Source organism: Halomonas tibetensis (assembly GCF_042643535.1).
Lineage (GTDB): Bacteria > Pseudomonadota > Gammaproteobacteria > Pseudomonadales > Halomonadaceae > Halomonas > Halomonas tibetensis.
In genome coordinates this window covers 51,248-62,386 of the sequence record NZ_JBHRSQ010000013.1, presented here as the reverse complement: position 1 = coordinate 62,386, position 11,139 = coordinate 51,248, and the positions used below count along the sequence as shown (strand labels likewise).

At 60.9% G+C, this 11,139-nt stretch carries 9 protein-coding genes; 3 read left to right on the top strand and 6 right to left on the bottom strand.

Annotated elements, in window-relative coordinates:
• The first annotated feature begins 250 nt into the window (after positions 1 to 250).
• Entirely contained in the window at positions 251 to 838 is a 588-nt protein-coding gene (locus ACFODV_RS10685; RefSeq protein WP_379758875.1) for an NAD(P)H-dependent oxidoreductase, read from the top strand.
• A 98-nt stretch (positions 839 to 936) separates the two neighbouring features.
• On the opposite strand, the gene ACFODV_RS10680 is transcribed toward ACFODV_RS10685, so the two are convergent.
• The 4 genes from ACFODV_RS10680 to ACFODV_RS10665 form a co-directional block, all read right to left on the bottom strand.
• A complete protein-coding gene (locus tag ACFODV_RS10680; protein ID WP_379758873.1) occupies positions 937 to 1,683 on the bottom strand; it encodes a hypothetical protein in 747 nt (248 codons plus the stop codon).
• A 15-nt stretch (positions 1,684 to 1,698) separates the two neighbouring features.
• Positions 1,699 to 2,439: a HupE/UreJ family protein gene (locus ACFODV_RS10675; RefSeq protein WP_379758870.1), complete on the bottom strand. Its 741-nt coding sequence runs from the start codon at positions 2,437 to 2,439 to the stop codon at positions 1,699 to 1,701.
• A gap of 52 nt (positions 2,440 to 2,491) precedes the next feature.
• Positions 2,492 to 2,869 (bottom strand): hypothetical protein, encoded by a 378-nt coding sequence (locus tag ACFODV_RS10670; RefSeq protein ID WP_379758867.1) that lies wholly within the window; start codon positions 2,867 to 2,869, stop codon positions 2,492 to 2,494.
• Positions 2,870 to 3,231: 362 nt separating this feature from the next.
• A complete protein-coding gene (locus ACFODV_RS10665) occupies positions 3,232 to 5,808 on the bottom strand; it encodes an EAL domain-containing protein (protein WP_379758864.1) in 2,577 nt (858 codons plus the stop codon).
• 262 nt (positions 5,809 to 6,070) lie between these two features.
• Between ACFODV_RS10665 and ACFODV_RS10660 the strand changes: the two genes are divergently transcribed.
• Positions 6,071 to 8,056 carry a sensor domain-containing diguanylate cyclase gene (locus tag ACFODV_RS10660; protein ID WP_379758861.1) on the top strand — a complete coding sequence of 662 codons (1,986 nt, stop codon included), beginning with the start codon at positions 6,071 to 6,073 and terminating at the stop codon, positions 8,054 to 8,056.
• A 212-nt stretch (positions 8,057 to 8,268) separates the two neighbouring features.
• Here the strand turns inward: ACFODV_RS10660 and ACFODV_RS10655 are convergent, their stop codons facing one another.
• Both ACFODV_RS10655 and ACFODV_RS10650 read right to left on the bottom strand, forming a co-directional pair.
• Complete coding sequence (locus ACFODV_RS10655) at positions 8,269 to 8,592, bottom strand: hypothetical protein (RefSeq protein ID WP_379758858.1); 324 nt, start codon at positions 8,590 to 8,592, stop codon at positions 8,269 to 8,271.
• Between the two features lie 309 nt (positions 8,593 to 8,901).
• On the bottom strand, positions 8,902 to 9,981 hold the full coding sequence (locus ACFODV_RS10650; RefSeq protein WP_379758855.1) for an NAD(P)-dependent alcohol dehydrogenase: 1,080 nt from the start codon (positions 9,979 to 9,981) through the stop codon (positions 8,902 to 8,904).
• Positions 9,982 to 10,176: 195 nt separating this feature from the next.
• Between ACFODV_RS10650 and ACFODV_RS10645 the strand changes: the two genes are divergently transcribed.
• The gene (locus tag ACFODV_RS10645; protein WP_379758852.1) at positions 10,177 to 11,115 is read left to right on the top strand and encodes a DMT family transporter; all 939 of its coding nucleotides are present in this window, start codon (positions 10,177 to 10,179) and stop codon (positions 11,113 to 11,115) included.
• The last annotated feature ends 24 nt before the right edge of the window (positions 11,116 to 11,139 follow it).

Below are 11,139 nucleotides of genomic sequence, written 5' to 3'. Positions count from 1 at the left end.
GGGCGCTTCCAGGCCCAGGCCGAGGGTCAGAATCTGGGTGCCGTCCATGCCATGCCTCCTGTCATCGTGGAGGCTCTATCGTGGCTCAACGACGGGGGCGAATTCCACACCCGACGACGAAGAGCCTAAATAAAGCGCATAACGTCGCCCCGCAAGAACGCACATGAGTTTGACCGAGCCTGAGCGTCTATCCTGCATCTAGACTGAACACCACCCCTTCCCACTCTGCTTACCGGGAGAACCCGTCGCCATGACCCAGCGAATCCTGATCCTGCAGGGCCACCCCGACGCCAGCGAGGCGCACCTCTGTCACGCCCTGGCCGATCACTACTGCGAGGGCGCCTATGCCCACGGCAATGAGGTCCGCCTGATCGACCTCGCCTCCCTTGAGTTCCCCCTGCTGCGCAGCCAAAAGGAGTGGAAAACGACACCGCTGCCCGCATCGCTGAAAGAGGCCCAGGAGGCCATTGGTTGGTGCCAGCACCTGGTGCTGTTCTTCCCGCTATGGCTCGGCGACATGCCGGCTCTGGTCAAGGCGTTCCTGGAACAGGTGCTAAGACCCGGCTTCGCTTTCGAGTACGTGGAAGGCAACCCGCTGGGCAGAAAGGGCCTGACTGGACGTTCGGCACGGATAGTGGTGACCATGGGCATGCCGGCGGTGATCTACCGCCACCTCTATCGGGCTCACAGCGTCAAATCGCTGGAACGCAATATCCTGGGCTTCGTCGGCCTCTCGCCCGTTCGCGAGACGCTGATCGGCGGCGTGGAGGTAATGAGCGATCATAAGCGCAACGCATGGTTTCGTAAATTGCATGAACTCGGAGCCGAAGCCAAGTGAGGCTGGCCGTCGAGACGTCGTCAGCCCTAGTATGGCACCCTTGGGCACCAACGCCGAGGGTGCCTAGGGCGATGGGACGACGTGGATCTTGCCCAGGGTCACAGCATGCGTTTGAACTCTCCATAGTCACCGCTAACACGCAGCACCACTGTCACATCACTACCGTTACGGTTACGGAAGAACCAGCCGTGGTTGCCGGTGAAGGCCGCCTCCAGCTCACCTTTGTCTTCTGGCACGCCACGACCTTTCTCGTAGCTGATGGAGTTGCCATTCCCGTCACCGTGGGTGTCGAAATTCAAAGGACCCCCATTGGATGTCCAGGCGAACGTCGCCACGGCACCCTCCTCCATCGTCAGTTTGTACTCGGTACCCTCGCCTGGTGTCAGGGTGAAGCTCACCTCATCCCGCCAAGTAGTCGTCTCCTCGGCCGACTGGTTGGGCGCCTCGCCGCTAGAAGTGGCCGCCGGCCGCTCGGAGGTAGTGCCAGCCGTCGCCTGACTATCCATCGGGTCCTGACTATCCATCGGGTCCTGACTATCCATCGGGTCCTGACTATCCATCGAGTCCTGAGCTTCCTGGGACGCAACGGGTTGGGATACCTCAACCGCCGCAGCTTGTAACGTCTCGCGATCGAGCTCGGCCTCTTCGGCCAACTGTTGCTTGATTTCCCCCATCTGGGTCAGCCCCAACAGGCGGCCTGCGCCGGTGGGGTCGATAGCGTACTCAGATGGCAGAACCACGGTGACCAGCAGGGCGGCGGCCACGACGGCGGCCACCAGGGTCGAGCGGAGCAGTTTTCTAGTAGAGGGAAGCTCGGCACGGGTAGGTAGATCAGTGTTGTACATCGGGAACTCCCTGAATCAGGCGATGAAATAGCCGGTGAGCTGGTAACCGACCAGCATGAAACCGGCGCACATCATGGCGACATTGGCGGTGTAGGCGTGGCGCAGAAAACCGGCGGTGCGTCGCCAGAACCCCATGACGATGAGGATGGCACTCAGTGCCAGCAGCTGGCCGACCTCTACTCCGACGTTGAACGCCAGCAGGTTGGGGACCAGCCCGTCAGGCGAGATCTCGTACTCGATGATCTTGCTCGACAACCCGAAGCCATGAAACAGGCCAAAGATCAGCGTCGCCGCCTTAGTATTGGGCTGAACACCGAACCAGCGCTGGTAGGCGCCGATGTTGTCCAGCGCCTTATAGACGACAGAGAGCCCGATGATGGCATCGATGAGATAGCTGTTGATGCCGATGTTGAAGTAGACCCCCAGCAGCATGGTCGTGGAGTGACCGATGGCGAAGAGGCTGACGTAGATGGCAATGTGCTGCATCCGATAGAGGAAGAAGATCACCCCCAGCAGAAACAGGATGTGGTCGTACCCCGTTACCATGTGCTTGGCGCCAAGATAGATGAACGCGATCAGGTGAACGCCATAGATCTCCTGGATATACCCTTTGTCGCCTTCGGCAACGGCGTGGGCAAGGGCGTCACCACTAGCTCCCAGGAGCATCACCAGCAGTGTGAGAAGAAACAGGGCGTGACTTCGGGCCATAGCCTTAGCAGGCAGGCCGAACACACCCCCTATTCGGGATGGAAACATGAAACCTCCACGGGTCTGTCGTTAGATTCGGCCGTCCGGCGGACGGCCCCGGTCATCCTTCGATAACCGGCCGTGGAGGTCGCTCCAGGCGGTAGGCGCGGCGCAGCGGAACACCGCCCCGCTCAGCTAAGCGCGGGGCGTCGTGGAATCGAGACTCGACGGCAATACTCGTTTTGAGCCGATCCGCTTTTTCGTGGAAGTGGCTGCCACTCTCCTGGTGGAGGTGGCGACCGTCGCCATGCTGGTGGACATGGTCATGACCATGGGTATGCCCATGACCGTTCCGCCCGGTCTCCTGATAAGCCGCCTCGCCGCCGATCGTGCTCGCCGGGCCATGTGCACGCGCTTCGCCGGCACTGTTCATGATCATGCCGGGCACAATCAGCAGCAGGATCAGATAGCCGAGGCGGTGGCGAAGCAGGTTGAACATGGGCAAAAGTACCTGAAGGGCAGTGAAGGTCGACGACACGTGGGCACCTTGCCCTGACTCGGTTCATTAGCACAAAAGCGGTGAGAGCCTAGCATCCCCTTCAAGGGGATAGGAACAGTAAATAGAATAAAGGAACTGAAGGGGTTCACTGCGCGCAAATAAAACTACCATATTGCGCGCAGCAGTTATCGGCCAGAAGCGGATCTTGTCTTTGGCCCCCTCGGACCTGGACATGGCGACTTACTCTAACTGGCCACCTCCACTCCACCGTAAAGAAATCTTAGTGTTCTTTACGGGATGACCTGAGATTCAAGCCTAGGCAAGAGGTATCCGCATAGGATGGGGCGGATTTCTGTTTGAGCTCATAGGGCAATAGGAACAGGTAGCCAGTCAGGCAACGCCATAACGGTATCCCGCGGCATAGGCTTGGCGAAGTAGAAGCCCTGCAGGAAGTCGCAGTTGCGGCGGATCAGATCCTGCTGCTGTTCTTGCTCCTCGATGCCCTCGGCGACCACCACCAGGTCCAGGTGGTGGGCCATGGTGATGATGCCCTGCACGATGGCGGCGTTGCTGCGACTGGTAGCGATATCATGGATGAAGGCGCGGTCGATTTTGACCTTGTGGATCGGCAGGTCGCGCAGGTAGCTGAGACTGGAGAAACCCGTGCCGAAGTCATCCAGCGCAACCAGTATGCCCATCGCCTTGAGCTGGTTGATCAGTTCGATGGCCCGCTCGGCCCCGTCGAGCAGCACACTCTCGGTGACCTCCAGTTGCAGCAGCTCGGGGGGCAGACCAGCATCGTCCAGCGCCGACTTTACGTCCGCCAGGAAACCATCACGTCGGAACTGTAGTGACGAGATGTTGACGGCCACCGGTACCACACGCTCGCCTTCTGCCAGTATGGCCGCCGCGTCCTGACAGGCGTGGCGCAGAATCCAGCGGCCCAGCGGAATGATCTGTCCCGTCTGCTCGGCCAACGGGATGAACACCCCCGGAGAGATCATCCCTCGTTCCGGATGGTGCCAGCGGATCAGCGCCTCCAGTCCACGGATGCGCCCGTTAACCGCTTCTACGATGGGCTGGTAGTAGAGTTCGAACTGTTCATGTTGCAGCGCCGTATGTAGATCGTGTCGTAACAACACAGCCTCTTCAGTGACCCGATGCCGGTCGCACTGATACCAGTTCCATGTGTTACGGCCTTCTTGCTTGGCGTCGGCTACTGCCACATCAGCGCGCTGCATTAGCTCATGGGCCTGTTCCACGTTCTGGCAGTTGCAGGCGATGCCGACACTTGCACTGACGTGCAGCGGCCTGCCCTCGACAACAAAAGGCCTTGATAGGGTATGCAACACCTGTTCGGCTATTTTGATGCCTGCTTGGCGGCTATCGAGATGGGGCAGGAGCAAAGTGAACTCATCGCCGGTCAGGCGTGCCAAGGCATCGCCATCTTCCATCATCTGGTGCAGACGTTCGGCCACTGCCACTAACAACTGGTTGCCAATGTGGTAGCCCAACCCATCGTTGACCGCCCTGAAACCGTCCAGATCGATGTGCATGACCACCACCAACCCCTGATCCTCCTGAACCCGCTCAAAGGCCGTCTGCAGACACTCGTCGAAGGCGGTGCGGTTAGGCAGGCCGGTCAGCAGGTCATGCGTCGCCTGGTGGGCAATCTGGGCCTCCTGCTCACGCTGTCGGGTGATGTCCTGTTGGATGCCGATGTAGTGGGTAAAAATGCCCAAGTCGTCGAACACCGGACTCAGCGAGAGATGGTTCCAGAAGGGGGTACCGTCCTTGCGGTAGTTGAGCAGGGTCACATCGGCAGACTGCCGCTCGGTGATAGCCCGGCGAATGGCCGTGACCGCTTCTGAATCGGTCTCCGGCCCCTGCAGAAAGCCACAGTTGCGACCCAGCACCTCGTCCGGTGCGTAGCCGGTCAAACGATGGAAGGCCTCGTTGGCATACACCAGCGGCATGTCAGGCTGCGTGGCATCCGCCATGACCACGCCGTTGGGCGAGGCCTGGATGCCGCGCTCCAGCAGGCGATGGGACGCTTCCTCCTCCTTGCGGGCAGTGATGTCTCGGCAGATGCCATAGACCCCGACCACTTCGCCATCCACGGAGACGGGGAAGTTCAGGACCTCTAGCTGATAGGCATGGCCATCGCGGTGCTTGCCCATGGTCTCGTACTGGCGTGACCCGCCCTGTCGAGCGACATCAAAGCAGGCCTGGGTGAAATCACGGTAGGTGGGGTCCACGAATTCGTTGAAGTGGCGGCCGATGAAAGCCTCTTCTGGATAGCCTGATATTCGTGTCAGCGCCGCGTTGCCACGCTGAAAGCGACCTTCGAGGTCGAACTCGTAGACCCCGTCAGGGTGGTTTGCGAACAGTGACCGGTGCCACTCGAACAGCGCTCGATGGCTGGAGGCATCACGATCACGCACGATGGCAAGCGATACGAGCGCCGCCGCCTGCTTCAGGCGACGGCGACTCGTCTCGGTAGGCTGGCGTGGCTCATGGAAATAGGTGCCGAAGGTGCCCAGCAGTTCGCCCTCGGCCGTCATCACGGGACTTGACCAACATGCCCGCAGTCCCTCGCGTTTGGCCGCATCGTGGAACGCCGACCAGCGCGGGTCGGTGTGGATGTCTTCGGTGAACACCGGTTCGCGACAGAAAGCCGCGCAGCCGAAGGAGGCCACATTGGGGCCGATAGGGACTGCCTGGAGACATTCCTGGTAGGCCGGGGAGAAGCGCCGGCTGGGGGTGAGACTCAGCGTCTGACGTTTGGAATCGAAACGCATAAAGGCAACGACGGCGTCCGGCAGCAGCACCTCGATCCATCGGGCAATAGCGTCCAATGTCTCCTCAAGCGGAACCTGCTGCGCGATTCGTTCGTGAACGTCCTGCTGCGCCTCCATCAGCGCCAGTTCGTTGAGCACACTAAAGCCTCCATGAATCAAGGGGGAAGCGACGCTCTTTGTCGCCCAGCAAGGGGGTTGATAGTGGATGAGCCTGTCCTGACGGGCAAGGCGTGATCTTTGTGCCGGGAACATTCGGTGCCAGGGGTGACGCTGCCCCACTTTTGCCTGATACTGCCCGCGGCCAGCGTGGAGACCTTCAACTCCATCGTTATTCTGCCACTAACACCCTGTGTCATCTGCCGGGTCTTGCCTGTTTCTCGCCTTGCTCGAGAGTCCGCCATTGAGCCTCAAAGCACTCTGGGCCCGCCTGACGGTGGCGACCCTCCTCCCCGTGACATTGGTCACCATGACGCTCTCTCCGATCTTCGCCTCTCATCTCGAGGAGCGGGTCGACAGCGCGCGCCGGTCGGTCGAGGCGCTGCTCGCCTCTGAATACGAGATGCTGCTCCAGGGCATGAACGAAAGTCTCAACCAGGTGCTGTCCACTGCGGAATTTCCGCTGTTGAGCCGCTTTCTGACGGGGCAGCAGGCCACCCTGTCACCGGCTCAGGACATTGCGTCACAGCGCAACCGGGAACAGGTGGAGTCGCTGTTCGACACGCTGCTGACCCACTACGACCGCTATACGCGACTCGCGGTGATCGATGTCAATGGCCATGAGCTTGTTGCGTCGACCGCGGTGCCATTGCTGTCTCGTCCACCGGTCGTCGATCACGGTAAGACGCCCGCCTTCCAGGAGGCCATGACGTTGCAGCCACGCGATCTCTTCGTCTCACCACCACGCTTGGGGGCCTCCGGAGAGGACGAGGAGCTCGTGACGGCCGTTATCGACATCTCCACGCCGATCTTCGATGAACGAGGGCAGCGCATCGGCGTACTGCTGTTCACCCTCGACTGGTCACGCATCACCGCGAACCTGCCGTATGCACAGGAGAATGGCCGTGGCGAGGCCCTGCTGGTAGATTCACAAGGCGGATGGATACTGCCCGGCAGTGACGGTCAGGGAGACCGCTTCGGGCAACCACTGATGAATCAGTGGCCAACTGCTTGGGAGGTCATGTCGACACGCAACCAGGGCATGGTCACATTGGAGGAGAATTTGCTCGGGTTCCGAAGTCATGACATCCGCACCCAGCACTACCGTAGCCAAGCCGGGATGATTCTCAGCCAGCCTGAGACCCAGCCCTGGCGTCTGGGCATCTTGATACCTCGGCCTCGTCTGGTGGGGATACTGAAGGAAAACCCCGTACAGCTGGTAGCCATCGCCCTGGTTTATCTGCTGTCGGTGGCTTTTGGCGTGTTCTGGGTGCTGAGTAACCATCGCCTTCGCGGGCTGCGACAGCGTGCATTGCAGTTCTCCCGTGAAGCCCGCCAGTACGCCGGTGAGGTGCAAGATCTCTACGAGCACGCACCCTGTGGCTACCACTCGCTCGACAGTAATGGCCGGGTAGTCAAGATTAATCGCACCGAGCTCGACTGGCTGGGCTATCGCGCCGCCGAGGTGATCGGCATGCGTCACTACCGTGATTTTGTCACCCCAGAGACCCGCGAGGCCTTCGATGGAGCTTTCCATCAGGTGCTGAATCAAGGACAGGAGGGGTCCGCCGAGTGCGAGTTGCTGTGTCGGGATGGCACACGCTTGCCGGTAGCCATTCAAGCCACCGCCCAGGTCACCGAGGAGGGCTTCCAGTACTCGCGTGCCATGGTTTTCGACCTAAGAGAGCGAAAGCAGTTGGAGGAGCAGCTGGTCAAGTTGGCGCTGACCGATCCGCTCACCGGCTTAGGCAACCGCCGCTACCTTGAGGGCCAGGCAGCCATGGAGATCGCCCGAAACCAGCGCAGCGGAGCACCGCTGACCCTGATTGCCATCGACCTCGATCACTTCAAACGCATCAACGACAACTACGGCCATGACGTCGGCGACTTGGTGCTGCAGGCTTTCGCCAACACGGCCCGCGAGCTGCTGCGCGACGGTGACGTGCTGTGCCGCATGGGAGGTGAGGAGTTTGCGGTGCTCCTGCCCGACACGACTCGTGAGCAGGCCATTCAAGTAGCGGAACGCCTGCGTGAGGCAGTAGCCACCACACCGACCAAGGTCGGGCACGCTGTGACAGCGGATGGAATGTTGGCCTATTCAGCATCCCTCGGTGTGACGTTAGTCAGTGCCGGGGAGGACTCGCTGAAACCGGCGATCAAACGCGCCGATCAGGGGCTCTATGCCGCCAAGGAAGCTGGGCGTAACCGCGTGCATTGGGAGAAGGCTTGAAGCAGCAAGCGCCTGAGGACAAGTCCATACAAAAGTTACCCCCTGGCGATGAGACGGTCACTAAGGGCAAATCGTGCATCATCTAGGAAGCGCTTCTTGGCCCTGGATTCATTTCGTTTGCTCAACATCATCCGAAAAGTCTCCAGATCTCGCGTAGAAGGCCCAAGAAAAAGGCCGGCAGCCGATGACTGGAAGCTTAAAAGATCATTTTACTAAGCGTATCCGCCAGGCCGAGCCTCGATACAACAACACCAAGGACGACACCCGCCGGCAAACTCAGTAGCAGGGATAGCGGCGCGCGCATTCTCTGCCGGCTTGTTTTCGGGCCGGACTCCGATTGAGAAAATCCAGTCAGACATCCTGTCGAACATCCACATCCCGGCTAACATGAGCGGGATGAGCACTGCGAACGGCCAAAGTGCAGTCGTAAAGATTTGCACTACGTAGTCGACGATTGACCCAACAACTGCCCCTAACAAAACATTCAGCGCGGCCATGAACCAGTCGCCAATCTGCATATTTCGTCGTTCGCTCATACTATGATTTTCCGTTCGTTAGTTGAGGTCAACGTTTTCTCACATCCGACCATCGAAGCCGCTGCCGGACCACTTCCATCATGTATCATGCGGTTCTCATTACGGCGAAGTATGCCGATGGCCCACCGAAGCTGACCCCTATGGCCGCTGACATTGCGAGCAAGGCCAACGACCGCCGCCTCCAATAACCAAAAATACAGCAGGCCAATCGAAAACAACGACATTGATTCGGTTACAGCAAAACCCTTACGCGATCAGAAGAAAAGCCGGGCGGACTTGCCGACCGGCCATGGTGGCATTGCCGCAGCCTCACGACACTTCGAGGGCAATCTTGAGCACGCCGTCGCGCTGGTGGGAGAAAAGATCGTAAGCGTCGACGATCTTCTCCAGCGGATAGCGGTGGGTGACCATCGGGCCTAGATCCAGACGGCCGCTGTCGATGATCTGCATTAGCCGTCGCATGCGCTCCTTGCCGCCGGGGCACAGCGAAGTCACGATGCGGTGGTCACCAAGCCCCGCACAGAAAGCGTCCAGGGGGATGGTGAGGTTCTCGGAGTAAACCCCCAGGCTCGACAGGGTACCGCCGGGCTTGAGCACCCGCAGCGCCTGCTCGAAGGTCTGCTGCAGTCCCAGCGCCTCGATGGAAGCATCCACGCCGCGCCCGCCGGTGATCTTGAGGATCTCGGCGACCACGTCTACCTCGCGGAAGTTGAGAGTCACATCGGCGCCCATCTTCTTTGCCATCTCGAGACGCTCGTTGACGCCGTCCACGGCGATGATCAGCCCCGCGCCCCGCAGCCGGGCACCGGCGGTGGCGCAAAGGCCGATGGGTCCCTGGGCAAACACCGTCACGCTGTCGCCGATTTTGATGTTGGCCGATTCGGCGCCGGCGAAGCCGGTGGACATGATGTCCGGGCACATCAGCACCTGGTCGTCGGTGAGCCCGTCAGGCACCGGCGAGAGGTTGGCCTGGGCGTCAGGCACGCACAGGTATTCGGCCTGGGCGCCGTCGATGGTGTTGCCGAAGCGCCAACCGCCCATGGGCTTGTAGCCATGAGCGTGGTGGCCGCCGTCCTGGGAACTGCAGCCGTCCTGGCAGGCGTAGGAGGTGAAGCTCGGGCAGATGGCGCCGGCGATAACCCGCTGGCCCTCCTGATAGCCCTTCACGTTGGCGCCGAGTTTCTCGATCACCCCCACCGGCTCGTGGCCCACGATCAGGCCCTTCTCCACCGGGTACTCGCCCTTGAGGATATGCACGTCGGTACCGCAGATGGTGGTGGTGGTCACCCGGATCAGGGCATCGTTGGGGCCGATATCGGGGATCGGGCGGTCATCAATCTCGATGCGACCGGGCTCGATGAAGATGGCGGCTTTCATCATGGTGGCCATGGCTGGCTCCTGGTGCGTGGACAAAGGGTGTTCTACAGCTATAGCAGGCGTTCGCCATAGCTGCCTTTGATACACGTCCTCTTAATGCTGCAATGCCGCGAAAATGGACGCCACGTTGTTACGCTTCCCATCGTCCCGCGGCCGCCGTAACCTGATCGTTTCCCCGCGAACGATCTCCCCATCCAAGGAACCGGAATGTCACTCGCCGATACCCTGCGCCTGATGCTGCTCTCTTCGATGTGGGGCCTGTCGTTCATTTTTATGCGCGTCGCGGTGCCCGAATTCGGCCCGGTGCCGCTGATCCTCGTGCGCATGGGCGTCGGCGCCCTGATGCTGGTCCCGCTGCTATTCACCCTGCGCTACCTGAAGCTGGTCTGGGCCAACAAGGGCAGCCTCTTCGTTCTGGGGGTGATCAACCACGTGGTCCCCTTTTCTCTGCTGGCGCTTGCCACCACCCGGCTGGAGGCCGGCTTCACCTCGCTGATCAATGCCACCACGCCGATCTTCACCGCCCTGCTCGGGGCGCTGTTCTTCGCCACGCCGGTCATGCGGCAGCAGTACCTGGGCCTGGCCCTGGCGTTCTTCGGCGTCTATGTGCTGTCGGCAGATCGGCTGGACTTCGCCCTGGGGGGCGACGGCTGGTTCATCCTCGCCGTGCTGGGCGCCACTTTTTTCTATGGGGTCTCCAGCAACTACACCCGAAGGCATCTCGCGCACCTGCCGGTGCGCGTGCTGGCGGCGGGCAGTTCGGCCATGTCGGCGCTGGTGCTGCTGGTGCCGGGGCTGCTGCTGTGGCCCGAGGCGCCGATCAGCGGCCTGGCCTGGGCTAACGGCCTGGCGCTGGCGGTGCTCAGCACCACCCTGGCCTTCCTGCTCTACTTCGGGCTGATCGCCAGCGCCGGTGCCACCGCCACCTCCACGGTGACCTTCCTGGTGCCGGTCAGCGCCCTGCTGTGGGGCTACCTGCTGCTCGGCGAACGCCTGAGCCTTCAGATACTGGCCGGCATGGCAATCACCCTGGCCGGCACCGCCGTTGCCACCGGCCTGCTGCGGCTGCGACGGCCCCGACGGGAACCCGCGGCCGACAACACTGTCAAGGTCACCATCGCGTCCAATGACCATGACACTCGATAACGCCGATTCGATTGCAGCGATTCG

Bases quoted from the DNA above. Each gene is read 5' to 3' on its own strand.
- ACFODV_RS10685 (WP_379758875.1), top strand. From the start codon at position 251: ATGACCCAGCGAATCCTGATCCTGCAGGGCCACCCCGACGCCAGCGAG.
- ACFODV_RS10680 (WP_379758873.1), bottom strand. From the start codon at position 1,683: ATGTACAACACTGATCTACCTACCCGTGCCGAGCTTCCCTCTACTAGA.
- ACFODV_RS10675 (WP_379758870.1), bottom strand. From the start codon at position 2,439: ATGTTTCCATCCCGAATAGGGGGTGTGTTCGGCCTGCCTGCTAAGGCT.
- ACFODV_RS10670 (WP_379758867.1), bottom strand. From the start codon at position 2,869: ATGTTCAACCTGCTTCGCCACCGCCTCGGCTATCTGATCCTGCTGCTG.
- ACFODV_RS10655 (WP_379758858.1), bottom strand. From the start codon at position 8,592: ATGAGCGAACGACGAAATATGCAGATTGGCGACTGGTTCATGGCCGCG.
- ACFODV_RS10650 (WP_379758855.1), bottom strand. From the start codon at position 9,981: ATGGCCACCATGATGAAAGCCGCCATCTTCATCGAGCCCGGTCGCATC.
- ACFODV_RS10645 (WP_379758852.1), top strand. From the start codon at position 10,177: ATGTCACTCGCCGATACCCTGCGCCTGATGCTGCTCTCTTCGATGTGG.